Raw genomic sequence first — 24006 nt, 5'->3', positions numbered from 1 at the left:
CCCGGCGTGAACGAGCTCGTCGAGCGGCACACCGTCCTCGCCGTCGTCGTCGGCTCCCGGGCGTACGGGCTGCACGAACCGGACTCCGACTACGACCGGCGCGGCGTGTACGTGGCCCCGACCCGAGCGTTCTGGCGGCTGGACAAGCCGCCCACCCACCTCGACGGGCCGGCGCCGGAGCAGTTCTCCTGGGAGTTCGAACGCTTCTGCGCCCTGGCGCTGCAGGGCAATCCGACCGTCCTGGAGGTGCTCTGGTCCCCGCTGGTCGAGACGCTGCGCGAAGACGGCGAGCAGTTGCTGGCCGCCCGGCAGGCGTTCCTGTCGACCCGGCTGGCCCAGACCTACGGCGGCTACGCCCGGGACCAGCTCGACCGGGTGGCGGCCCGCCGGGAACGTACCGGTGAGACCAACCACAAGCAGGCGATGCACATGATCCGGCTGCTGACCGCCGGTACGCATGTGCTGCGTACCGGGGAGATCCTGGTCGACGTGGGGCAGCTGCGGGGCCGGCTGCTCGCCCTCCGGCGCGGCGAGCTGCCGTGGGCGGTGGTCACCGCCTGGGCGGCGGACCTGCTGGCCGAGCTCGACGACGCGGCGGCCGGCACCGTACTGCCGGATCAACCTGACCGGGCCGCCGTGGACCGGCTGCTCGTCGCCGTCCGGAAAAGGAACCTGCGGTGACCGGCGCGCGGAGTCGTTGAAGTTTCGTGGAGAAACCTCGCGCCGGCATGTCGAGAACCCGGGAGCGGCTCCGTCCCAGGTGCGAACACGACCACAATGGGGCCGTACCTCACCAAGGAGACATGATGGCCAAGTACCTGCTGCTCAAGCACTACCGGGGCGCGCCGGCGGCGGTCAACGACGTACCGATGGACAAGTGGGAGCCGGCGGAGGTCACGGCCCACATCCAGTACATGAATGACTTCGCCGCCCGGCTGGAGGGCACCGGCGAGTTCGTCGATGGTCAGGCGCTCTCCCCGGAGGGCACCTTCGTCCGCTACGACGGCGAGGGCAGGCCACCGGTCACCGACGGCCCGTTCGCCGAGACCAAGGACCTGATCGCCGGCTGGATGGTGATTGACGTGGAGAACTACGAGCGCGCGATCGAGCTCGCCGGTGAACTGTCCGCGGCTCCCGGCTCGGGTGGCAAGCCGATCCACGAGTGGATCGAGGTGCGGCCGTTCTACGGCGAGCAGCCCACGGCCGCCGAGTGAACGAGTCCCTGCTGCGGGAGCTGGTGCCCGCGGTGACCGGCTTCCTCGTCCGTCGCGGAGCTGACTTCGCGGCGGCCGAGGACGCCGTGCAGGACGCCCTGGTCGAGGCGGTACGTGCGTGGCCGGACGACCCACCGCGCGATCCCAAGGGCTGGCTGGTGACGGTGGCCTGGCGCAGGTTCCTCGACGCCGTGCGCGCCGACACCTCCCGGCGGCGGCGGGAGGAACTGGCCGAAGCCGAACCCGTACCCGAGCAGGGCGCGACGGCAGCAGACGACACGTTGGCGCTGTACTTCCTGTGCGCGCATCCGGCCCTGCCCCCCGCCTCGGCGGTCGCGCTCACGCTACGCGCGGTCGGCGGCCTGACCACGCGGCAGATCGCGCAGGCATACCTGGTGCCGGAGGCGACCATGGCCCAGCGGATCAGCAGGGCCAAACGGACCGTCGCCGGCGTCCGGTTCGACCAGCCCGGTGACGTCGCCACCGTGCTTCGCGTGCTCTACCTGGTCTTCAACGAGGGCTACTCCGGCGACGTCGACCTCGCCGCCGAGGCGATCCGGCTCACCCGCCAGCTGGTGACCATGATCGACCACGAGGAGGTCGCCGGCCTGCTGGCGCTCATGCTGCTGCACCACGCCCGGCGTCCGGCACGGACCGGCCCCGACGGCCGGCTCGTGCCGCTCGCCGAGCAGGACCGCAGCCGGTGGGACAGCGGACTCATCGCTGAGGGCATCGACGTGCTCCAGACCGCCCTCACCCGCGACCGGCTGGGCGAGTTCCAGGCCCAGGCCGCCATCGCCGCGCTGCACGCCGACGCCCGGACCGTCGAGGAGACCGACTGGGTGCAGATCGTCGGGTGGTACGACGAACTGGTGCGCCGCACCGGCAGCCCGGTGGCCCGGCTCAACCGCGCCGTCGCGCTCGGCGAGGCCGACGGTGCGCGAGCTGGTCTGGCCGCCCTGGCGGACCTCGACCCGGCCCTGCCCCGGTACGCCGCCGTCGCGGCGCACCTGCACGAGCGCGACGGTGACCCGGTGACCGCAGCGCGGCTCTACGCCCAGGCTGCCCGGTCAGCGCCCAACCTGCCCGAGCGCGACCATCTCATGCGGCAGGCCGCCCGACTCAACACGCAGCTGCGAAGTTGACGATGATCCACGGTGGCTCCGACCTTCCGAACCGCCGCCGCAACTGGCAGAGTCTGCCCCGACATGACGATGCTCGACCTCTGCTACGACAGTCTTGACGGGCTTTCCGTCGGTGATGCCCTCGGCGCCCAGTTCTTCGTCCCCGGCACCAGCCTTGCCGCGTTGCTCGACGGGGATCCGCCGGCCGGGCCGTGGCCGTGGACCGACGACACCGAGATGGCCTGCTCGATCGTCGCCGAGCTGCGCGAGCGCGACGGCGTCGATCAGGACTGCCTGGCGGCCCGGTTCGCCGGGCACTTCGAGGCGTACCGTGGCTACGGTGCCGGCGCGGTGGTCCTGCTACGCCAGATCCGGCAGGGCGTTCCCTGGCGGAACGCGGCCGGTGCGGCGTTCGACGGCCAGGGTCGATGGGCAACGGCGCCGCGATGCGGGTCGCCCCGCTCGGCGCGTTCCACGCTGGCGATAACCGTACCGCCGCGCTACAGGCCTGGCGCTCGGCGGAGGTCACCCACGCCCACCCGGAAGCCATCCTGGGCGCGGTCGCCGTCGCCGTCGCGGCGGCGGAAGCCGGCTGGTCCCGGCTGACCCGGTCCCGGCCCGAGCCTGCCGAGCTGCTCGACGTGGTGCTGGCCCACCTGATCGACGGCCGACTACACGCGGGGATCGTCCGGTCCAGACGGTTGCTGGCAGTCGGCGTCGCCGAGGCGGCGTACGAGCTGGGCAACGGCTCACAGGTGCTGGCCTTCGACACCGTCCCGTTCGCACTGTGGGTCGCCGCGACCCGGCTCGACGACTACCCGGCGGCCATCCACGCCTGTGTCGAGGCCGGCGGCGACGTCGACACGACCGCGGCGATCGTCGGCGGCATCGTGGCCGCGTACACCGGATCCGGACCGGGCGGGATCCCGGCGCGGTGGCTGGCCCGCCGCGAACCGCTCCCCGACCGCGTACGCCGGTGACGGGCCTGCCTGCCACACGGCGAGCAGCGGATCCGGCCGCCACGGCGGTCAACGATCTCGTCCTCGTCACCGGCGAGGAGGGTGCCGGCAGATCGACGCGGCCAGGGGCCGGGTCCGTTGCCGCCGTCGCGTACAGGTTCGGGCCGTCGGCGTAGCGCTGTGGTGTACGGTCCCGTCGGGTCGAACGGGCTGATCCGGGCGGCCATGCGCACCGCAGTCGCTGGGAGGGCGTGTGTCGGGCCGGTTCGTGTACTGGATGAACGTGTCCCTGGATATGAAGATCGAGCACGCCCCGGGTGAGAACGGCGGCGGCGACTGGATGCGTATCGGGGAGTCGCTGCACCGGGAGTTCAACGCGCGGGCGCGGGCGCTGTCCCAGATGGTGCAGGGGCGGAAGGTCTACGAGATCATGGAGGCGTTCTGGCCGGGCGCGCGCGACGACGCGTCGCTGCCGGGTTTCCTGCGCGAGTACGGCGAAATCTGGACGTCGACCCCGAAGGTGCTGGTGTCGCGTACCCGCGTCGACGCCGGACACGACACCCGTGTCGTCGGCCGCGACGGTGACGCCGTGGCGGCGCTCGCCGAGCTACGGGCGCGGGCCGACGGTGACATCGGCGTCGGTGGGGCCACCGTCGCCACCCAGTTGCTGCGGGCCGGCCTGCTCGACGAGGTGATGATGTTCGTCCACCCGGTGGTCCTCGGCACCGGCCGGGCTCTGTTCGACGACCAGGATGCCCCGGTCGAACTCGACCTGCTGGAGAACCGTGCCTTCGAGCAGGGCGTCACCCTGCACCGGTACGCCGTTCGAGGCGCCCGCCAACTGGCATGACCTGCAGATTTACTGTGACAGCAGGTCGGCGACACCTCCGTGCCGAAACTTGAATGATTCCAGAAAACGGCCTATCGTGGCCCGGTGACATCCGACCTCGAGGCGCAGTTGAGGGCGGCCTCGTTGCGGGTGACCCGGCCGAGGCTGGCGGTCCTCGCGGCGCTACACGACCGCCCGCACGTCGACACCGACACGGTGCTCGACCTGGTGCGCGCCGACCACCCGACCGTGTCCCATCAGGCGGTCTACGATGTGCTGCGGGTCCTCACCGACGCCGGGCTGGTGCGGCGCATCCAGCCGGCCGGCGCGACCGCCCGCTACGAGCGGCGGGTCGGGGACAACCACCACCATGTCGTCTGCCGCTCCTGCGGTGTGATCGCCGACGTCGACTGCGCCACCGGATCCGCCCCCTGTCTCACCGCCTCCGATGACCACGGGTTCATGGTCGACGAGGCGGAGGTCGTCTACTGGGGCACCTGCCCCGGCTGCACGACCGACAACGCCACTACGTTATCGACCAATCCGGAAGGGAACAGATGAGCGACATGCAGGACAACGCTCCCACCAGCGCCCAGGGTGTGGAAAAGATGTCGGCGGCCGGCTGCCCGGTCGCCCACGACTCGGTCACCTCGCACGGCAGCGAGAGCGAGAACCCGGCGATCGACTCACCGACTCCCAAAACGGGCGGTCGACCGCGTACCAACCGGGACTGGTGGCCCAACCAACTCGACCTGTCGGTGCTGCACGCCCACTCGCCCAAGGGCAACCCGCTGGGCGCGGACTTCAGCTACGCCAAGGAGTTCGCCAAGCTCGACGTCGAGGCCCTCAAGCAGGACATCGTCCAGGTGCTCACCACCTCGCAGGACTGGTGGCCGGCCGACTTCGGCCACTACGGCGGGCTGATGATCCGACTGAGCTGGCACGCCGCCGGCACGTACCGGATCGAGGACGGCCGGGGCGGCGCCGGCGACGGCGGGCAGCGCTTCGCCCCGCTGAACAGCTGGCCGGACAACGCCAACCTGGACAAGGCCCGGCGGTTGCTGTGGCCGGTCAAGGCCAAGTACGGCCAGAAGGTCTCCTGGGCCGATTTGCTGGTGCTGGCCGGCAACGTCGCCCTGGAGTCGATGGGCTTCAAGACCTTCGGCTTCGCCTTCGGCCGGGAGGACGTCTGGGAGCCGGAGGAGATCTTCTGGGGCCCGGAGGACACCTGGCTGGGTGACGCCCGCTACCTCTCCGAGAAGGAGATGTCGGCTGGAGTCGGCGCGACCGAGATGGGCCTGATCTACGTCAACCCGGAGGGCCCGCGCGGCAACGCGGACCCCCTCGCGGCGGCCCACTTCATCCGGGAGACGTTCGCCCGGATGGCGATGAACGACGAGGAGACCGTCGCCCTCATCGCCGGTGGCCACACCTTCGGCAAGACCCACGGGGCCGGTGACGCAGACGCTCACGTCGGCCCGGAACCGGAGGGCGCGCCGATTGAGGCGCAGGGCCTGGGCTGGCTGAGCACGCACGGCAGCGGCAAGGGCGGCGACACCATCACCAGCGGCTTGGAGGTCACCTGGACCGACAAGCCGACGCAGTGGAGCAACCGCTTCTTCGAGATCCTGTTCGGGTACGAGTGGGAGCTGACCACTAGCCCTGGTGGGGCCAAGCAGTGGGTGGCCAAGGACGCCGAGGCGATCATCCCGGACGCGCACGACCCGGCGAAGAAGCACAAGCCGACGATGCTCACCACCGACCTGTCGCTGCGCTTCGACCCGACGTACGAGCAGATCTCCCGCCGGTTCCTGGCCAACCCGGACGAGTTCGCACTGGCCTTCGCCAAGGCCTGGTACAAGCTGCTGCACCGCGACATGGGCCCGGTCAGCCGGTTCCTCGGTCCGTGGGTGCCCGAGGCCCAGCTGTGGCAGGACCCGGTGCCGGCCGTCGACCACGAACTGGTCAGCGACGCAGACGTGGCCGCGCTCAAGGCGAAGGTCCTCGATTCCGGGCTGAGCACCGCGCAGCTGGTCAGCACCGCCTGGGCGTCGGCGGCGAGCTTCCGCTCCACCGACAAGCGTGGCGGCGCCAACGGGGCCCGGATCCGGCTCGAGCCGCAGCGCAGCTGGGAGGTCAACCAGCCGGAGCAGCTGGCGACCGTGCTGAGCACCCTGGAGGGCATCCAACAGGAGTTCAACGCGGCCGGCGGCGCGCAGATCTCGCTCGCAGACCTGATCGTGCTGGCCGGCTCGGCCGCCGTCGAGAAGGCAGCGCACGACGCCGGGGTCAAGGTGACCGTGCCGTTCCACCCGGGCCGCACCGACGCCAGCCAGGAGCAGACCGACGTCGAGTCGTTCGCGGTGATGGAGCCGCGCGCCGACGGGTTCCGTAACTACCTGCGGCCGGGCGAGAAGACCCAACCGGAGGTCCTGCTGGTCGACCGGGCGTACATGCTCGACCTGTCCGCCCCGGAGATGACCGTGCTCATCGGTGGTCTGCGGGCGCTCGGGGCGAACGTCGGCGGCGCGCAGCACGGCGTGCTCACCGACCGGCCCGGCGTACTCACCAACGACTTCTTCACCAACCTGCTCTCCCCGGGCACCCGGTGGAAGGCGGCGGAGTCAGGCGAGCACATCTACGAGATCCGCGACCTTGCCACCGACGAGGTGAAGTGGACCGCGACCGCGGTCGACCTGATCTTCGGCTCGAACTCGCAGCTGCGCGCCCTCTCCGAGGTGTACGCCAGCAGCGACGCCGGCGAGAAGTTCGTCGCCGACTTCGTCGCCGCCTGGGTCAAGGTCATGGAGCTGGACCGGTTCGACCTGTCCTGAGCCGGCATGTTCGACAGACGTGGCCCCGCTGGCCGGTACCGGCCAGCGGGGCCACGTCGGGTTCCGGTCCCAGGTCAGCGGGGACACCACTGGTTGGCGTAGCCGTCGACGGCGCCGCAGGACCCGATGCCCTGCGGGTAGGTGAAGAAGTCGGTCGGGTCGTACTTGCGCTTGACCTCGACCAGCCGCGGGTAGTTCCCGCCGTAGTAGGCGTGTCGCCAGTCGGCCAGGTGGGGATCCGGGAAGTTCTGGTACGCCCCCGCCGGAGGGTAGCCGGCGAACACCTCGTCGAAAAATTCGGTCAGCCAGAGTTCGTTGGCGACGGCGACCTCCGGCGGATCGTCGTCTGCCCAGGTCGCCTCGGCGGCCATGATGAAGGTGACGTCGCGGTGCACGAACGCGGTGGCGTCCGGCTGTACCTCGTTCACCTGCCCACCCAGGCAGAACAACGCGATCCCGGCCCCGTCCGGGTTGCGGCTGCCCGGCCACCGGTGCAGGCCGTCGAGCACTGCCTGCAGTTGCCGCCGGTTCAACGACTCGGGCAGCGCCGCCGACTTGACCGCGAACTGCTGCGCCGGGGTGTTCGCCGACAGCAACACGCTCGCCTCGGCCGGCGACACCGCCCGGACGCCGTCCCGGTTGGCTTCACGTTCGGCCGGCGTCCCGACGCGCAGCACCGGCTCGAGGATCTCGGTCAGCTCGTCGACGGTGCCGTAGAACTGGCCGAGCGCGTCGGCGTACACCTGCTGCTCGCCGGCGGCCAGCGTGGTGCCGGCACCGATGCGGCAGTCCAGACGCCGATCGCCGCGGTAGGCGGTCGCGACGTCCTGCAAGGCCAGCATGGCCGGGGTGACGCTGGCCGCCGACCAGCGGAACCGAAAGAACGACACCAGACCCTGCAGCTGTACGTAGCGGAAGGTAAACGAGGTGTTGACGCCGAAGTTGTTGCCGGCGCCGCCCCGGCAGGCCCAGAACAGGTCCGGGTCGTTGGTCTCGTCGCAGGCCGTCACCGTGCCGTCGGCCAGCACCACCTCGGTCGATACCAGCCGGTCACAGGTCAGGCCGAACATCTTGTCGCTGAAGCCGATCCCGCCACCGAGCACCAGCCCGGCCACACCGACCGTCGGGCACCGTCCGGCGGGGACGAAGACACCCTGGTCACGCAGGAGCGGCAGCAGGTCGGCGTTGACCACGCCGGCCTGCACGGTGATGGTGCCGGCATCGTCGGTGACCTCGACCGACCCGTACCGCCGCGGCGGTGCCGGCCAACGGTTCGGCGTGACCTTGATCCCCCGCAGCCGGCTCATCACCATCAGCAGGCCGGTCGTGGTGGAGTAGCCGGCGTAGTTGTGGCCGAGGCTGGACCGGGGCACCAGCGGCATCCCGACATCATGTGCCCAGCTGACCGCCACCGCGACGTCGTCGGGTGTGCCGGGTGTCAGGATCGCGGCTGGTTGCACGTTGGCGTACCGGTGGTTGTACGGGATGCTGAGTGCCTCGTAGCTCGCCCCGCCGGGGCGGTACAGGGTGGCATCCGCCGACAGCTGCCCCTGCAGCTCCACCCACTGCCGGTCCGGCAGATCCCGCCACGGACGATCGTCCCGGCCAGCACCGGGCCCGATGTCCGGGTCCTGGGGCCTGACCTGCGTCGGTTGTTCGGCCGGGGTCCGGGTCGGCTCGTCGGCCGGCGTCGGTACGGCCGTGGCTGGTCGCCCGATCAGTCCGACCGCTGGGACCAGCCCGGCGACCGCGCCTGCCCGCAACGCCGTACGTCTGCTCACCATCGTCCGTGCTCCCCCGCTGGCACCGTCCGGATCAGCCGGTCGGTTCCGCCCCGGCCACCGCACCGACCTTGCCACTGGTCAGGCGCCGCTCAGGTCCCTCAGGCACACGTCACCCGTCCGGCGTACACCGGTTCTGGATCATCGTGTCGGCGCGGCGGGCTGAGGGTGGTGCACCCTAGCTGGCGCGATAGGGTGCACCACCTTCGACCCGCCGCGTGACACGACGTCTCCGACGGACGACCACGCGGCGTCAGGCGTCCTCGCGGAGCACGAGTACGCCGTACCGGTCCAGGCGCAGCGGCGCACCGGCGGTGACCCGTTCCCCGGTCAGCAGGTCGACCCCGGCGGCGCAGGCCGGCAGCTCGACCGGCTCCTCACCGTGGTTGAGCAGGAACCGGATCCGGGTGCCGTCCGGCGCGACCCGTACCGCCGACTCCAGGTCCGGCACGTGCGCGTACGGGCCGAGCAGTCCGTGCCGGTCCAGGATCCGGCGTACCACCCAGGTCACACCCGCCTGGTCGAGCCCGGCGGCGACGTACCACCCTTCACCGGCGCCGAACCGGTTGCGGGTGACCGCCGGGGTCCCGGCGTAGAAGTCTGCCTGGTATGTGCCGATCACCTCGGCGCCCTGTGGGATGACCAGCTCGAACAGCAGCGTGGCGGCGGAAACGACCGACCGGGCACCGTCGAGGGTCATGGTGACCGGGTTGACCACGTCGGCGTCCCGGGCGTCCCACTCGTCGATCCGGATCCCCATCAGTGGGGCCAGCGGCCCCGGCACATCGGCCAGGAACGCCTGATCGTTGTCGTCGACCCGCCCGGACAGGTACGTTGCCAGCACGGTGCCGCCCCGCTGGGCGACCCCCTCCAAACGGGCCGCGAGGTCGTCCTTGACCATGTGCAGTGCCGGCGCGAGCACCACGTCGTAGCCGGTCAGGTCGGCGGTGACCGGGACGACGTCGACGTCGATCCCGGCGTCCCACAGTGCCCGGTGATAGGCGAGCACCACCTGCTGGTAACGGACCAGCCGGGACGGGCCGTCGGAGATCTCCAGCGCCCACCAGCTCTCCCAGTCGAACAGCACCGCCACCCGGGCCGGGGTGCGGGCGCCGAGCGTTACGCCGCCGAGCCGCGCCAGCTCCGCACCCAGCTCGGCGACCTCGGTGAAGACCCGAGTGTCGGATCGGCCCGCGTGGCCGATGACCGCCCCGTGGTACTTCTCGCTGGCTCCCCGACCGGCGCGCATCTGGAAGAACAGCACCGCGTCGGCGCCGTGCGCCACCGCCTGCCAGCTCCACAGCCGCAGGACGCCGGGCCGTTTCAGCGGGTTGACATCGCGGCAGGCGGTGACGCTCGGGGTCTGCTCCATCAGCCAGAACGGGTGGCCGCCTTTCAACCCGCGGATCAGGTCGTGGGTGAGCGCCATCCGGGCCGCCGACCGGTCGTCGGGTGGGTAGTTGTCCCAGGAGGCGAAGTCAAGATGCTCGGCCCAGCGGTGGTAGTCAATCGGCCGGTACATGCCCATGAAGTTGGTGGTCACCGGAGTGTCCGGGCTGGACTCGCGGATCGCCGCCTTCTCGTCGACGAAGTTGGCCAGCATCGCGTCCGACATGAACCGCAGGTAGTCGAGGGTGATGCCCTGAAACGCGGTGTGGTCGGGCCCGCGCCAGTGTTCGGTCAAAGCCGACGGCGGCTCGATCTGCCCCCACTCGGTGAAGGTGTGCGACCAGAAGGTGGTGTACCAGGCGGCGTTGAGCGCGTCGAGGCTGCCGTACCGCTCGCGCAGCCAGAGCCGGAAGTTGGCGGCACACAGCTCGCAGTAGCAGGCGCCGCCGTACTCGTTGTTGACATGCCAGGCGACCAGGCCAGGGGTACGCGCGTAACGTTGCGCGACGCGCCGGGCCAGCTCCGTGGCGAGTCGGCGGTACGTCGACGAGTTGGGGCAGGAGTTGTGCCGTTGGCCGAACCGGTGCCGGCGGCCGGAGAAGTCGACGCGGGTCACGTCGGGGTGGGCGCGGGCCATCCAGGCCGGATGCGCGCCGGTACCGGTGGCCAGGCAGATCTGCCGGCCCTCGACGACCGCCCGCTCGACGATGCGGTCCAGGGTGGAGAAGTCGTAGACGCCGGGACCGGGCTGGGTCAGGCCCCAGGTGAAGACGCCGACGGTGACGGTGTCGATCCGCGCCGCGTCGAACAGCCGGTAGTCGTCCTTCCAGACGTCCTCGGACCACTGCTCCGGGTTGTAGTCCCCGCCGTACGGAATCTTCGCGACGTCGGGCAGCGTCACCTGGTGAACTCCTTCTCGATCGCCGTGATCATCGGTCGGCTGGTGCGCAGCAGCAGCAACGCCAGCACCGAGCCGGTCAGCGCCAGCACTGCCTCCGAGGTGTACGCGGTGATCCCGGCCGCCACGACCCCGAGCGCCAGCACACCGAGGGAGGTGCCGGGCGTACGGGTCAGGAAGTGCGCGGCGAGCCGGGCCACGTCGCGGGCGCGGAACGCGAACAGCGAGGTGATCACCAACGCGGTGCCGCCCCAGACAGTCGCCGCGACCGCGACGAGGACCAGCAACGCTGCCCACCAGCGCGGCACCCCGGCCGCGTCGAAGTAGGCCAGGTTGACCGCGACAAGGGTCAGCCCGGCCAGCAGCGGCAGCCAGATCCGCAGCACCCCGCCGAGGTTGGCCCGGTAGCCGCGCCGGAAGTCGACGGCCGGGGTCAGGTCGGTGATGTCGGGGCGGTGCCAGGCGACGGCGTACAAAGCGGCGGACAGCGCCGGGCCGACCGGGACGGCGCAGGCGGCGTAGAGCGGGATGTTGCTGGCGTCGCGGGCCAGCAGCAGCGCCGGCACCAGACCGGGCAGTACGCCGGCGAGCAGCAGCAGCTCGACGACGGTCAGCCGGTAGACGATCGCCGCGACCCGCGACAGCGGCCCGGTGCCGAACTGCCGTTGCGCGGCGGCGAGGTCGTTCACGATAAACCGTTTCCGCCGAGCAGTCGCCGGTCGTCGCACCACGGCGGGGTCTCGTCGACCACCTGGGTGATCTCAACCAGAGTGACCTCGTGCCGCGCCAGGGTCAGGTCGATGTCTACCCGGCCATCGACGACCGGCAGCGCGCGGTGACTGCGGGCCGGTTCGGCGGCGATACGCAGCGCGTCGAGTTGCGCCGGCCGGGGTGATCGAGGGCGGCCGAGCTCGCACCAGGCCCGCCAGGCGTTGCCGGCTTCGTCGCTGACCGACGAGCGCAGCAGGAACGCCGAGCCGGCCGGTGCGGTGACCGGGACCGACAGCGAGACGACGTGCCGGTCCGGGGAGGCCGCGACGTCGGTGACGTCGACCGGCGCCCAGGCCAGCACGGTGACCCGGCCGGTGTCGTCGTCGCGGGTGACCAGGTGGTCGGTGCCCCGGGCGAGCACCTGACGGCCCATCCGGGCCATGAACGCGTACAGATGGTAGGTGGGTTTCCTGATCTGCCGGTGGGTGAGCAGACCGAAGCCGCCGTGGAAGATCGCGGTCGGAATCCCGACCTCCTCGAAGACGTCGCTGAACGTCCAGTAGGAGAACGAGTCGACCAGGTCGCCACCGGCCGCGACGACCGGGGCCAGGTACGCGGCGTGGAACGCGGTGTCGTGGATCGGGTTGTCCGGCCGGTAGGAGGAGTTGAACTCGGTGATGTGCACCGGCAGGTCGGCCAACGCGGTGCCGGCCAGGTTCCTGCGCGGGCTGGCGAACTGTTCCAGCAGGTGGTCCGCTGGCCGCAGGGTCTGGTGGGTACCGAACGGCACGTGCTGGGCTGGCCCCGAGGTGTACGCGTGCCGGCTGACGAAGTCGACCGGCACGTCGCGGTCGGTGACGAATTCGGCGAACGGTGCCAGCCACTCGTCGGCGCCGGGGGAGATCGCCGGTCCGCCGACCTGCAGGCTGGCGTCGACGTCCTTGACCGCGTGGGCGGCCAGTTCGTACAGCCGGTGGTAGGCGGCCCGGTCGGCGCCACGCCAGAAGGAGGTCAGGTTGGGTTCGTTCCACACCTCGATCGGCCAGTTCCGCACCTGCTCCAGGCCGTACCGGTCGACCAGGTTACGCACGGTGGCGCGGACCAAGTCGGCCCAACCGGATTCGGAGCGGGGCGGGGTGACGTTGCCCCGCCACCAAAAGACGGTCTGGTCACCAGAGGCCAGCTCGGTGGGCATGAAGCCAAGTTCGACGAAGGGCGCCAGGCCGAGTTCCAGGTACGCATCGACGACCTGGTCGGCGTACGTGAACGAGTACCGTACCTCCTCTCGGCCGGCATGGGTGTACGGTCGGTAGATGCCCGTGCCGTCGCTCAGCAGCCCGTGCCCACGGATGTACCGGAAGCCGATGTCCCGCTGAAGCAGGGAAAGCGAGTCCTGATAGTCACGGTGCAGTGCGAGGTCGAACCGCCCGGTACCGATACACGCACGCCAGGCCTCCGAGAGCGCTCTGGTGGGCTGGTCGGGTACGATGATCCGGCTCATACCGTCTCCTTTGTCGAGCGTCGGCGCAGGTGGCGCCGGTCGACGCCGGCCAGGGCAAGGTGGATTTCGGGCCGGCGCCGGCCGTTGCCAGCCGCGTTCCTGCCACGAACGCGACCGTACCCGGTAGGTCAGCCGTACTTCTCCTGGTAACGTTCGTACGCTCCATTGACCATGTCGATGTACTGCTGGGCGTTCTTAGCGTTCAGCTCCTCGACGTAGGTGTCCCACTCGGCGAGATCGCGCTGGCCGAGGATGAACTGCAGGGTCTGCTGCTGGACGTAGTCCTTCAGCGGGGTCTCCCACAGGGTGGCCTGTTCCCGTTCCTCCTCGCTGAACGGCCGCGGCGGGGACACCGGCAAGGTTTCCTTTTGCCCCTGTGCCTGCTGGAACTCCAGCTCCTCAGCGGAGAACGTCGACTGCAGCAGTTCGGTCTTGCCGCCGTACGCGAAGACCCCGTTACTGAAGCCGAAGTCCTTCTGCAGGTGCTTGCTGGCATCCGGGTTGATGCCGACGAAGTCGATGTCGGGGTCGAGCACCCACCCACCGTCGGCGTCCTTGGTGTAGGTGACCCCTTCGACGCCCCACTTGGCGAACTCCTGGCCCTCGTCGGAGTACCAGAGCCAGTCGATGAACTGCATCATCGCGACGAAGTTCTCACTCTGCCGTGCCTCAGTGGAGATCATGATGCCGTTCTCCAGCCGGGTGCCGGCCTTGACCGAACCGGCCGGACCGGACGGTACCGGGATCTTGGCGATCGTCGCGCTCGGGTTGCTCTTTGCCAACGCCGGCCGGTAGTCGTTGACCAGTGTTTGCGCGTTGGTGCTGATGACGAACGACTTGCCGTTGGCGAGCTTCTGGATCGCCCTGTCGTCGTCCTGGGTCGGGCTCTCCGGGTCGAGCAGGCCGTCCTCGACCAAGGAGTGCAAGTACTCCAGCATGGCCCGGTACCCTGGCATGCTTCCGGTAAAGACGAACTCCTCAGCGTCGCGGTCCCAGGTCGCGTTCTGGTAGCCCCAGCCAGCCGCGGTCTCGTAGGCTTGGGCGAGAATGCTAAGCAGCGAGCCGAGTGGCGTGGGGATGTTGAACCGGTCCGACAGCGGGTAGCTGTCCGGGTATGCCTGCTTCATCGCGGCCAGCATGTCGCGCACCTCGTCCCAGGTGGACGGGGTCTCCAGGCCGAGTTCGGCGAGGATGTCGGTGCGTATCGCGATGGTGTAGTCGGTCCACACGTCCTCGTGCAGGCCCGGCAGGACGTAGAAGTTGCCGTCCTCCTGCCGCAGCGAGTCGATGTCACCCTGCAGATTCCACTTGGCGACCTTGTCCTGGAAGTGCGGCATCAGGTCGAGATAGTCGCTGACCGGTAGGATGGCACCGCTGGAGACGAATGCTGACTCCTGACCGGGGTACGTCTTCGGGATGATCATAGGGGCATCACCGGCGCCGATCAGCAGACTGCGTTTTTGCTCGTAGTCACTGAGCGGCACCTCGACGGCGTCGATGGTCACCCCGGTGCGTTCGGTCAGCTCATCCCAGAACAACCAGTCCTTGTCGATCGGGTAGTTGGGGTGATTGTTGTAGAGCATCGAGAACGTCAGGGGCTCGGTTGCCTTGAACTGGTCACCGACGTCGTAGCTCTCCATCGCGCCGACCCTGTTGCCATCCAGGTTCTCTGGATCGGTGTCGTCGTCGCTGCCACAGGCGACGACACCGAACGAAAGCGCGAGAACACCGGCGGCGACCGCCGCAAAGCGGTGCCGGGATCGATGAATCATCGGGTTTCCTCTCGTGTGCGGAAGGCATTCACTTGAATGGGGCGGACCTGACCGCAGCGCTACCCCTTGACCGCACCGAGCATGATGCCGGTCACAAAGTAGCGCTGAATGAACGGGTAAACCATAACGATCGGCAGTACGGTGAGGATGATGGTCACGGCCTGAATGTTCGCGGCCGCCTGGGCGAGGTTGTCGCTGCTACTCCCGGCCGAGGTCGCGGTAGTTGCGCCAGCAATCAGGTTGCGCAGGTAGACGGTCACCGGGAAAAGCTCGGAGCGGTCCATGTAGAGAAACGCGGAAAACCAGGAATTCCAGAACGAGACCGAGTAAAATAGCACCATCGTCGCCATGATCGCCTTGGACAGTGGAATCACGATGCGCCAGAGGATGCCGTACGTGCTGAGACCGTCGACGGCGGCGGCCTCCTCCAGGTCGGTTGGCAGACTCTCAAAGAAGGCCTTCATCACCAGCAGATTGAACACACTGATGGCATTTGGCAGCACGATCGCCCAAATGCTGTTCTTGAGCCCAAGGCTGGTGATCAACACATAGTTTGGAATCAAACCACCGGAAAAGAACATGGTGAAGACCGCGATGCCGACCAGCATGCCGCGACCCTTGAGATCCTTCTTCGACAGCACATAGGCGTAGCAGGTGGTGAGCACGATCGAAATGACCGTGGCGGTGACCGTGTAGACGACGGTGTTACGGTAGTTGATCCAGAACATCGAGTCGGATATGACCAGCCGGTAGGTGTCCAAGTTGAACCCACGCGGGATGATGTTGACCTGGCCGGACCGGATGTAACCCTCGTCGCTGAGCGAACGGGCGATGATGTTGACGAACGGGTAGAGCGTAACGATCACGACGCCGGTGAGGATGATCCCGTTGGCCGCTTGGAAGATCCGGTAGCCCCGGGTGTCGTCGGGTCGGCGGGGCCGACGGCGGATCGAGTGCAACAGCTTGCGGGGGGAGTCGATGGTCACCACAGGCTCGTTCCTACTGCGCGACGGGCGATCAGGTTCGCCGACAGCACCAGGGTCAGCCCAATCAACGCCTCGAACAGGCCGATAGCGGCGGCGTAGCTGAAGTTGCTGGAGACGACACCCATCCGGTAGAGATACGTCGATATGACGTCGGCGGTCGGGTAGGTCAGCGGATTGTACAGCAACAGGATCTTCTCGAAGCCGACCGCCATGAAGGTACCGATGTTGAGGATCAACAAGGTGATCATGGTGGGTCGGATGCCGGGCAGCGTCACGTGCCAGGTCTGTCGCCACCGGTTCGCTCCGTCGATCCGGGCGGCCTCGTAGAGGTCCTCGTCGATCGTGGTGAGGGCGGCAAGGTAGAGGATCGTCCCCCAGCCGACCGTCTGCCACACCTCGGAGGAGACGTAGATGGTGCGGAACCAGCCCGGCTGCTGCAGGAACGGGATCGCGTCACCGCCGAACGCCCGGATCATCGAGTTGACCGTGCCGTCAACCGAAAGGATCTGCATCACCATCGCCGCGACGATCACGATCGACAGAAAGTGCGGCAGGTAGGACACCGACTGGACGAACCGCTTCATCCGGCGGGCGCGGACCTCGTTGAGCAGCAGGGCGAGCACGATCGGCAGCGGAAACACCACCACCAGAGTGAGCGTGCCGAGGATCAGGGTGTTGGTAAAGACCTGCCAGAACGTCGGATCGTCGAGAAACATCCGGACGTAGCGCAGGCCGACCCAATACTCACCGAAGATGCTGCCACCGGGCTGGAACCGGCGAAACGCGATGACGTTTCCCAGCATCGGCAGGTAGCGGAAGATCAAGAAGAACAACAGCGGCAGGACGACCAGCGAGTAGAGCTGCCAGTCGCGGCGCAGCGCCCGCCGCCAGGTACGTGACCGGGGCCGGCGTCGGCCGCGCCGCGGCAGGCCGTCGACCGGCGGCAAGGGCACCTGCGCCTGCGGCGACGCATCGACCGTGCTGGGGGTACTCATCCCAGTTGCCGCCCCTCACGTCCGGCCCGCCACCGGCCCCCTGCCGGCAGCAGGGAACGCCTCGCGGGACACAGCCCTCGAAACTTTCGGAAATATGTGCGTTACCTTGCGGGAAACCTAAACTCCCCGGCAAGGTGTGTCAAGGGTCACCGAACCAGGACTCCCAACTGCATAGCGCGCACTTGAAGCCGCACCGCCGCCGCCGCCGACCCGCGCACCACCACCCCTGCCACACGCTGACCCTGGCCTACTAGCAGGTTCAGCACCGAAAGTTCCGGTAACTGAACGTGAGATGTGGATGACAGAGATACCGTCGCCGCCCCAGCCGGGCCCCGTCGCTCCATCGACTCCCACAACCACCCCGGCCGCCGATCCGCCAGCCCCGACAACCATCGCCAGCATCGCCGACGACGTCGGCGTGTCGATCACCACTGTATCCAAGGTTCTCAATGGTAGAACGGACGTGGCGCCACAGACCCGGGCCCGGGTGGAGGCCAGCCTGGCCCGGCACCAGTACCGCCGCCGGGCCCGGCGCCCGCCGATCCGCAACGACCAGATCGAGCTGGTCTTCCACGAGTTCGACTCGCTCTGGGCTATGGAGATCATCCAAGGAGTGGAGACCATCGCCAGCGCCGCCGGCATCGGCCTCAACCTGACTCAGCTGGGCGGCCGGCACAGCCCACCGGCGGAGTGGCTGGACAGCACGGTGGCCCGTCGTCCCCTCGGCGTTCTCTTCGTCCTGTGCCACCTCACCGAACGTCAACAGGAACTGCTCGCCCGCCAGCTCATCCCCTTCGTGGTGATCGACACCGACAGCGCCACGTCGGCGTCGGTGCCGACTGTCGGGTCCAACAACTGGAACGGCGGGCTCATCGCCACCCGGCACCTGCTGCAGCTCGGACACCGGCGGATCGCCATCATCTCCGGACCACGGGACGTGCTGTGCGCTCAGGCCCGTACCGCCGGATTCCGATCGGCACACGACGAAGCCGGCCTGCCAGTCGCGGCCGACCTCGTCCGGCACGGCGACTTCTATGTCGATGCCGGCTTCGCGCACGGGATGGCGCTGCTGGACCGCCCGGACCGGCCGTCCGCGATCTTCGCCGGATCGGACATGCAGGCGCTGGGCGTGCTGCGGGCCGCCCGCCAACTCGGCCTGGACGTCCCGCACGACCTGTCGGTGATCGGGTACGACAACGTGCCGGTCGCCGCCTGGACGGTACCCGCGCTGACCACCGTCAATCAGCCGCTGCGCGACATGGCCGGCACCGCCACGCAGATGCTGCTGGATCTAACCCGCGGTGCCGAGTTGTCGACCAGCCGCATCGACCTGGTCACCGAGTTGGTGATCCGGGAGAGCACCGCCCCGCCCTCGCCCGTCTGAACAACTGTCCACCGATTTTTGTCCACCTAGGAGATCTGATGCCCTCGGTTGATCTGCCGTTGCCGCAACTTCGGACGTACACCCCAGCTGTCGCCAAACCGGCCGACTTCGCGACGTTCTGGAAATCGACCCTGGACGACGCCGCCAGCCGCGAAGTGCTGATCAATGTCCGTCCGGAGCCGACCGACCTGCGTCTGCTGGACACCTGGCAGGTGACGCTGCGCGGTTTCGGCGGGGATCCGGTCAACGCCTGGTACACCCGCCCAGCCGGGGTACACACCCCACTGCCGGCGGTCGTCGAGTATCTCGGCTACGGGCGCGGCCGGGGCCTGCCGCACGAGCGGCTGACCTGGCCGGTCGCCGGTTACGCGCATCTGCTGATGGATGCCCGTGGTCAGGGCGACCAGTACGGCAACGGCGGGGACACGCCGGATCCGCACCCCGCCGCCGCCGGTGGCCCAGGGCCGGTGACCCGCGGGATACTCGAGCCCGACGGCTACTACTACCGGCGACTGATCACCGACGCGGTCCGCGCGGTGACCGCAGTGCGCGCGCTACCCGGCGTCGACCCGGCCCGGGTGATCGCGGCCGGCAACAGCCAGGGCGGCGGGCTCGCCCTGGCCGTCGCCGGCCTGGTCGACGACCTGGCCGCGCTGATCTGCAGCGCGCCGTTCGGCTGTCACTGGCAGCGGGCGATCGAGATCACTGACAACGAGCCGTACGGTGATGTGGCCCGGTATCTCGCCGTGCACCGCGACGCCGAGCCGGCGGTACGCCGGACTCTGTCCTACTTCGATGGAGTGTCATTCGCCCGGACCGCTGTGGCTCCAGCGCATTTCGGCATCGGGCTGCGCGACACCACCTGCCCACCGAGCACGGTGTTCGCCGCGTACAACCAGTACGGAGCCGAAAATGGACGCCCGCAGCCGCCAAGTCGGGAGATTCATCCGTATCCGTTCAACGGCCATGAAGGCGGCGAGGCGGAGCAGGTCCGCCGACAGTTGCGCTGGCTGCGCGAACTGTTCCACTCGGCTACCTGATCAGCTTACCCGGACGCGGCAGGTGCCACGACCGTACGACGGCCGTGGCACCTGCCGGTCGTCCCGTAAAGATGGGACCGCTACGGGTGGCTCAACTCGCGGTGCAGGACGGGGTCATCCCGGAGCCGCTGCCGGTGCCCTGGAAGCCGAACTCGGTCGACTGCCCGGCACCGACCCGGCCGTTGTAACTGACGTTGCGGAACTGAACCGCACCGCTGTTGCCACTGCGGTCGGTGTTCCATGCGTTGGTGATCGTGGCACCGCCGGGCAGGGTCATCCCGACGGTCCAGCCGGTGAGTCCGGCCGAGCCGGCGGTGACCCGGACGGTCGCCACGAAACCGCCGTTCCACTGGTTCAGCGAGACAGTGGCGGTGCAGCCACCAACCGGTGGCGGAGTGGTCGCCGGGGGCGGGGTGGTCGGCGGGGGCGGGGTGGTCGGCGGGGGCGGGGTGGTCGGCGGCGGCGGGGTGGTCGCCGGGGGCGGAGTGGTCGGGCTCGGGCTCGGTCCGATGCCGGGGTTCAGGCTTCCAGGTACGGAGAGCAGTGCCTCGTACCATTTGGTAGCCATCTTGCTGTAACCGGTGGCGTTCGGATGCACGCCGTCGGCCAGATCGGCCGTGGTGAGCGCTGGATACATGTCGACGAGGTGCACTCGACGGCCAGCGTTCGCCCGACTCTGCACGATCTGCGGAATCGCCGCGTTGTATGCGCTGACCTGGGCGGCTTTGAAGCTGACCGGTACGATGGTGGCCACGAACAGGTGGGCGTCCGGTGCGGTACTGGTGATCTTGTCGATCAGCGCGGCGAGCCGGTTCGGCGCGTTTGGCAGGTCCCGGTTCTGCAGGACGTCGTTGGTGCCGATGTGCAGCAGGATCGTCTGCGGGTCGGAGGCGTTCAACCAGTTGACGATGTTGGCGTCGATCTGGTCGATCCGCCAGCCCGAGTGGCCCTGGTGGTTCCGGTCCGGCAGGCTGGCCGGCCCGTTGGACTTGGATCCGACGAAGTCCACGGTGTACCCGCCGCTCTGGAACTTCTGCCACAGGTCGATGCGGTAGCCGCCGGGGATGTTGTAGCCGTCGGTGATCGAGTCCCCGAGCGGCATGATCCGCACCGCGGCCGACGGCTGGGCGTTGGCGCCGTTGCCGACCGCAAGCACGACGGCGACCAGCAATGCCGCCGCCAGCGCCGCCGTACATCGACGGATGGTCGAGGTCATGAACGAACTCCCTCCGAAAGACATTTACGTACATCAATCTATACGCCGGTCGGAGGACCAGGCCGGGACCCGCCGGAGCCCCGGCGGCGAACGGACAGCGGCCTGCGCCGAGCGGTACGGTGGCGCAGGCCGTGCAGTCAGTCGCTCAGGGCTTCGTCGAGGCTGGTCTCGGGTGGGCCGGGCAGCGCCGGATCCCGGCCCACCAGCACGTCGTACGCGGCCTTGACCGCGGCGAACCGCTCCCGGAACGCGCCCCAGCGCCAGGCGCGCTCGAAGCGGCGCACCGAATCGTCGCCGACGCCGACCGCGTCTACCCCGACCCGCCGGCAGACCGTGACCGCCCGCTCGATGTGGAAGCTCTGCGTCACCACGATTGCCCGCTCCACGCCGAAGACACGGTGCGCCCGCAGACACGAGTCGTAGGTGTCCAGTCCGGCATGGTCCTGCACGATCCGATCCGCCGGCACGCCCCGGTCGATCAGCCAACGCCGCATCGCGCCCGGCTCGTCGTAGTCCCACTCCCGGTGGTCGCCGGAGACCAGCACCGCCCGGACCAGGTCGGCTTCGACCAGCCGCCGGGCCACCTCCAGCCGACCGGCCAGGAACTCCGACGGCGTACCGTCCGGCCGGACCTGCGCCCCGAGGACCAAGGCGACCGGCGCGGCCGGCACGCTGGCCAGCTCGTAGACGTGCTCGGCCGCCGACGCCCGGACCCAGTATCCGCTGCCGGTGACCAGCAGCGCGACCGCGACCGCCGCAACGACGCAGAGGGTCAGTTTGCGGCGCAGCCACCGGGTTCGACGGGACGGATGAGCCAGGGCGTCGTCCATGCCGTAATTATGGTCGACGGGCACATCGCGCCCGGCTACTGGACACCGGCCGCGACAGGAAAGAGTGTGGAGAGCATGGTCATCGAGCTGGGCCTGGCCCGCCACCCCGAATCACCACCGTCGCCGCCGGCCGGCCGGCGGTGGTGGCGGTCGCCGCAGCGGACACGGCTGGCCGCCGGCCGGGCGCGTCCGCTCGCCGCCGTCGTCGGCCTGGCGCTGCTGGCCGGCCTGGCCGGCGCGGCCCCGCCGAGCGGCCCACTGCTCGTCCAGGTCGCCAGTCATCAGGTAAAGGCCCGCGACATCGTGCTCGCCGGGGACCGGCTGCTGGTCACCTCGGCCGCCGCGCAGGGCTCGGCGACCACCTGGCAGCTGTCCGCGTACGGCGTACCGGACGGCGCGCTGCAGTGGACGGTGCCGTTCGACGCGGCGAGTTGGCGGCTACGCCAGGTACGGCGGATCGGTGACGTGGTGCTGGTCGACCCGAGGTCCGGCCCTGGCACCGGGTCCACGGTGGTCCTGGACGCGCAGACCGGGCAGACCCGGTGGGTGGCACCGGACGGGCTGGTGCTGACCGACGACGGGCGTACCGCGTTGATTGACGAGCCGGACGACGCCGGCGCCACCTCGTCGACGCTGCGGGCGGTCGACGTGGCGACCGGCGACGAGCTGTGGCGGGCCGACCTGGCCGTGCCGACCGAGGTGCTGGCCGGGTCCGCCGGGCAGGCGCTGCTGGTCGGCACCGACGGCTGGGCGCAGGTACGCGACGGGCGCGACGGCACGGTGCTGCGTACCGCCGATCTGGGTGAGGTGTCCCGGCCGGACAGCATGGCCGGCGCGCTGCTGCTGCGCCAGTGGCGCGGCGGTGAGCTGGGGGTCACCGGCTTCGACCCGACGACGTTGCGGCAGCTGTGGCACCGGCCGGTGCGTTACGGACCGGGCCGGATCACCGGTTGCGGCGAGCTGATCTGCTTCCCGGACGACACCCGGATCGAGGCGGTCGACCCGCGGACCGGCCGCACGGTCTGGCGGGTGCCGGCCGACCTGGTGGTCGACTTCGGCAGCTACCTGGTGGCGTACAGCGTGTCGGCCGACGGCGGGTCCGGCGCCGCAGCAGACGGCGATGGTCGTGGATATCCCGCGGCGGCGGCGGCGGACGCCAGCGCCGACGCGGGTTCGGGCAGCGGGCGGATCATCGACCCGGGGACCGGGCGGACCCTGCTGCCGTTGAGCGCCTGGGAGACCGAGTTGGAGGGGCGCGGCGACGCCACGTTCGTCGGCTACCGGCAGCCGACCGAGACCGGACCGGCCTGGCTCGCGGTGCTGTCGCCGGCCGGCCCGGAGACGGTGCGCATGATCGGTAGCGTTCCCGGACCGGTCGGCGGCTGTGTCGGCGACCGCGGCACGATCGTCTGCCGGCTGGGTGCCGACGCAATCAGCATCTGGCACTACGAGTTCTGACCCGACCCGGCTCGGTCGGGCCGGGCCGGGCCGGATGGTCGTTCAGGAAGCGGCGTCGACCTTGTCGGCGGCTTCGGCGAGTGCGGCGACGTACTCGTCGAGGCCCCAGGTGACCGACAACGCGGTGGGCGGCGACACCGAGGCGATGAACTCGGCACCGACCAGCGAGGCGACCGCCCCGGACTGGATCTGCGGCATGGTCTGCGCGGCCTGCGAGGACAGGAACGCGTCCTGTTCCTCCTGGCTGGTGGCGAATGACACCAGCACATCCGAGGTGAGCTGGTCGAGCTGCTCGTAGCTCATGGTGAAGTAGAATGTCGACTCGTCGGTGCCGAGGTCGTTGACGCTGGGCGCGCCGGTCATCCCAAGGTCGAGGGCGAACTCGACCCGCGGGTCGGCCTCCTTGTAGACGTAGAAGGTGCCGGCGGAGTCCCAGACCATGGCGACGCTCTTGCCGGCCAACTGCGGGTTCTCCGCAGCTTTGGCGGCGATCTGCGCGTCGATGTCGTCCAGCAGCGTCTGCGCCTCGTCGCTCTTGCCGAGCGCGGTGCCCACGGTGGTGATCAGGTCACGCCACGGGGTGGCCCACGCCTCACCCGGGTAGGCGACCGTCGGCGCGATCTGGCTGAGCAGGTCGTACTGTTCCTGATCGATACCGGAGTAGACGGCGAGGATCAGGTCCGGGTCGGCGGCGGCGATCTCGTCGAAGGGCGGCTCCTGGGCGTCCGGCAGTACGGCGGGCACCTCGGCGCCGGTCTCGTCGAGCTTCTCGGCGATCCACGGCAGTACGCCGTTGGCGTCACCGCCGTAGCTCTGGAACGGGATGGCCACCGGCACCACGTCGAGCGCGATAGCGGCGTCGGCGCTGCCCCAGCCCCAGGCGACCACCCGGGTCGGGGTGTCTTCGATGGTGGTCTCGCCGAGGGCGTGCTCGATGGTCACCGGGAAGCCGGCCGAGCTGCCACCACCGGTCGCTGCGTCGTCGGTGCTGGAATCGTCACCGGAACCGCACGCGGCAAGGCCGATGGTGAGGGCGAGTGGGGTGGCGAAAAGGACGCGGCTGAGTCTTTTGCTGATCACTGTCT

General features: G+C 69.4%; 19 protein-coding genes and 1 pseudogene. 10 read left to right on the top strand and 10 right to left on the bottom strand.

Features of this window, described 5'->3' with window-relative positions; all coding sequences use genetic code 11:
* Nucleotides 1-6 precede the first annotated feature (6 nt).
* The 7 genes and pseudogenes from ACFHWU_RS18790 to katG all read left to right on the top strand — a co-directional run bounded on the left by ACFHWU_RS18790 (nucleotide 7) and on the right by katG (nucleotide 6960).
* Nucleotides 7-681, top strand: a complete 675-nt coding sequence (locus ACFHWU_RS18790; RefSeq protein ID WP_416555374.1) for a DNA polymerase beta superfamily protein — start codon at nucleotides 7-9, stop codon at nucleotides 679-681.
* 125 nt (nucleotides 682-806) lie between these two features.
* A complete protein-coding gene (locus tag ACFHWU_RS18785) occupies nucleotides 807-1214 on the top strand; it encodes a YciI family protein (protein WP_416555372.1) in 408 nt (135 codons plus the stop codon).
* On the top strand, nucleotides 1211-2359 hold the full coding sequence (locus ACFHWU_RS18780) for an RNA polymerase sigma factor (protein ID WP_416555371.1): 1149 nt from the start codon (nucleotides 1211-1213) through the stop codon (nucleotides 2357-2359). The genes ACFHWU_RS18785 and ACFHWU_RS18780 overlap by 4 nt, the downstream gene beginning before the upstream one ends.
* A 63-nt stretch (nucleotides 2360-2422) precedes the next feature.
* Nucleotides 2423-3318, top strand: a pseudogene (locus ACFHWU_RS18775) (ADP-ribosylglycohydrolase family protein).
* Nucleotides 3319-3574: 256 nt separating this feature from the next.
* Nucleotides 3575-4147 (top strand): dihydrofolate reductase family protein, encoded by a 573-nt coding sequence (locus ACFHWU_RS18770; protein WP_416591147.1) that lies wholly within the window; start codon nucleotides 3575-3577, stop codon nucleotides 4145-4147.
* Nucleotides 4148-4231: 84 nt separating this feature from the next.
* Nucleotides 4232-4687, top strand: coding sequence for a Fur family transcriptional regulator (locus ACFHWU_RS18765; protein WP_416555366.1), 456 nt, complete (start codon nucleotides 4232-4234; stop codon nucleotides 4685-4687).
* On the top strand, nucleotides 4684-6960 hold the full coding sequence (gene katG / locus ACFHWU_RS18760; protein WP_416555363.1) for a catalase/peroxidase HPI: 2277 nt from the start codon (nucleotides 4684-4686) through the stop codon (nucleotides 6958-6960). The genes ACFHWU_RS18765 and katG overlap by 4 nt, the downstream gene beginning before the upstream one ends.
* 74 nt (nucleotides 6961-7034) lie before the next feature.
* On the opposite strand, the gene ACFHWU_RS18755 is transcribed toward katG, so the two are convergent.
* The 7 genes from ACFHWU_RS18755 to ACFHWU_RS18725 all read right to left on the bottom strand — a co-directional run bounded on the left by ACFHWU_RS18755 (nucleotide 7035) and on the right by ACFHWU_RS18725 (nucleotide 16993).
* Nucleotides 7035-8744 (bottom strand): FAD-binding oxidoreductase, encoded by a 1710-nt coding sequence (locus ACFHWU_RS18755; RefSeq protein ID WP_416568211.1) that lies wholly within the window; start codon nucleotides 8742-8744, stop codon nucleotides 7035-7037.
* A 250-nt stretch (nucleotides 8745-8994) separates the two neighbouring features.
* On the bottom strand, nucleotides 8995-11031 hold the full coding sequence (locus tag ACFHWU_RS18750) for a beta-galactosidase (RefSeq protein ID WP_416591146.1): 2037 nt from the start codon (nucleotides 11029-11031) through the stop codon (nucleotides 8995-8997).
* Entirely contained in the window at nucleotides 11028-11717 is a 690-nt protein-coding gene (locus ACFHWU_RS18745; protein ID WP_416555357.1) for a hypothetical protein, read from the bottom strand. The genes ACFHWU_RS18750 and ACFHWU_RS18745 overlap by 4 nt, the downstream gene beginning before the upstream one ends.
* Entirely contained in the window at nucleotides 11714-13240 is a 1527-nt protein-coding gene (locus tag ACFHWU_RS18740) for a GH39 family glycosyl hydrolase (RefSeq protein ID WP_416591145.1), read from the bottom strand. The genes ACFHWU_RS18745 and ACFHWU_RS18740 overlap by 4 nt, the downstream gene beginning before the upstream one ends.
* Before the next feature lie 128 nt (nucleotides 13241-13368).
* Entirely contained in the window at nucleotides 13369-15012 is a 1644-nt protein-coding gene (locus ACFHWU_RS18735; RefSeq protein ID WP_416568209.1) for an extracellular solute-binding protein, read from the bottom strand.
* A 59-nt stretch (nucleotides 15013-15071) separates the two neighbouring features.
* Nucleotides 15072-15998, bottom strand: a complete 927-nt coding sequence (locus ACFHWU_RS18730; protein WP_416555351.1) for a carbohydrate ABC transporter permease — start codon at nucleotides 15996-15998, stop codon at nucleotides 15072-15074.
* The gene (locus ACFHWU_RS18725) at nucleotides 15995-16993 is read right to left on the bottom strand and encodes an ABC transporter permease (RefSeq protein ID WP_416555349.1); all 999 of its coding nucleotides are present in this window, start codon (nucleotides 16991-16993) and stop codon (nucleotides 15995-15997) included. The genes ACFHWU_RS18730 and ACFHWU_RS18725 overlap by 4 nt, the downstream gene beginning before the upstream one ends.
* 391 nt (nucleotides 16994-17384) lie before the next feature.
* Here ACFHWU_RS18725 and ACFHWU_RS18720 point away from each other — a divergent pair, with 391 nt between their 5' ends.
* Together ACFHWU_RS18720 and ACFHWU_RS18715 are read left to right on the top strand one after the other, a co-directional pair.
* Complete coding sequence (locus ACFHWU_RS18720; RefSeq protein ID WP_416555446.1) at nucleotides 17385-18377, top strand: LacI family DNA-binding transcriptional regulator; 993 nt, start codon at nucleotides 17385-17387, stop codon at nucleotides 18375-18377.
* A 38-nt stretch (nucleotides 18378-18415) separates the two neighbouring features.
* Nucleotides 18416-19417, top strand: coding sequence for an acetylxylan esterase (locus ACFHWU_RS18715; RefSeq protein ID WP_416555347.1), 1002 nt, complete (start codon nucleotides 18416-18418; stop codon nucleotides 19415-19417).
* Between the two features lie 91 nt (nucleotides 19418-19508).
* On the opposite strand, the gene ACFHWU_RS18710 is transcribed toward ACFHWU_RS18715, so the two are convergent.
* Nucleotides 19509-20633, bottom strand: a complete 1125-nt coding sequence (locus ACFHWU_RS18710) for a GDSL-type esterase/lipase family protein (RefSeq protein ID WP_416591144.1) — start codon at nucleotides 20631-20633, stop codon at nucleotides 19509-19511.
* A 137-nt stretch (nucleotides 20634-20770) separates the two neighbouring features.
* Complete coding sequence (locus tag ACFHWU_RS18705) at nucleotides 20771-21463, bottom strand: SanA/YdcF family protein (protein WP_416555343.1); 693 nt, start codon at nucleotides 21461-21463, stop codon at nucleotides 20771-20773.
* On the opposite strand from ACFHWU_RS18705, the gene ACFHWU_RS18700 reads away from it, so the two are divergent.
* Nucleotides 21443-22921: a PQQ-binding-like beta-propeller repeat protein gene (locus ACFHWU_RS18700; protein WP_416591143.1), complete on the top strand. Its 1479-nt coding sequence runs from the start codon at nucleotides 21443-21445 to the stop codon at nucleotides 22919-22921. The two genes, ACFHWU_RS18705 and ACFHWU_RS18700, sit on opposite strands and share 21 nt — an antisense overlap.
* A 42-nt stretch (nucleotides 22922-22963) precedes the next feature.
* Here ACFHWU_RS18700 and ACFHWU_RS18695 read toward each other — a convergent pair whose 3' ends face one another.
* A complete protein-coding gene (locus ACFHWU_RS18695) occupies nucleotides 22964-24001 on the bottom strand; it encodes an iron-siderophore ABC transporter substrate-binding protein (protein WP_416568206.1) in 1038 nt (345 codons plus the stop codon).
* Nucleotides 24002-24006 lie beyond the last annotated feature (5 nt).

This window comes from Micromonospora sp. LOL_015, assembly GCF_048060275.1.
Lineage (GTDB): Bacteria > Actinomycetota > Actinomycetes > Mycobacteriales > Micromonosporaceae > Micromonospora_E.
This window is presented reverse-complemented; position numbering and strand designations above follow the sequence as displayed.

Bases quoted from the DNA above. Each gene is read 5' to 3' on its own strand.
- ACFHWU_RS18770 (WP_416591147.1), top strand. From the start codon at position 3,575: ATGAACGTGTCCCTGGATATGAAGATCGAGCACGCCCCGGGTGAGAAC.
- ACFHWU_RS18785 (WP_416555372.1), top strand. From the start codon at position 807: ATGGCCAAGTACCTGCTGCTCAAGCACTACCGGGGCGCGCCGGCGGCG.
- ACFHWU_RS18715 (WP_416555347.1), top strand. From the start codon at position 18,416: ATGCCCTCGGTTGATCTGCCGTTGCCGCAACTTCGGACGTACACCCCA.
- ACFHWU_RS18700 (WP_416591143.1), top strand. From the start codon at position 21,443: ATGAGCCAGGGCGTCGTCCATGCCGTAATTATGGTCGACGGGCACATC.
- ACFHWU_RS18740 (WP_416591145.1), bottom strand. From the start codon at position 13,240: ATGAGCCGGATCATCGTACCCGACCAGCCCACCAGAGCGCTCTCGGAG.
- ACFHWU_RS18755 (WP_416568211.1), bottom strand. From the start codon at position 8,744: ATGGTGAGCAGACGTACGGCGTTGCGGGCAGGCGCGGTCGCCGGGCTG.
- ACFHWU_RS18705 (WP_416555343.1), bottom strand. From the start codon at position 21,463: ATGGACGACGCCCTGGCTCATCCGTCCCGTCGAACCCGGTGGCTGCGC.
- katG (WP_416555363.1), top strand. From the start codon at position 4,684: ATGAGCGACATGCAGGACAACGCTCCCACCAGCGCCCAGGGTGTGGAA.
- ACFHWU_RS18710 (WP_416591144.1), bottom strand. From the start codon at position 20,633: ATGACCTCGACCATCCGTCGATGTACGGCGGCGCTGGCGGCGGCATTG.
- ACFHWU_RS18735 (WP_416568209.1), bottom strand. From the start codon at position 15,012: ATGATTCATCGATCCCGGCACCGCTTTGCGGCGGTCGCCGCCGGTGTT.
- ACFHWU_RS18725 (WP_416555349.1), bottom strand. From the start codon at position 16,993: ATGAGTACCCCCAGCACGGTCGATGCGTCGCCGCAGGCGCAGGTGCCC.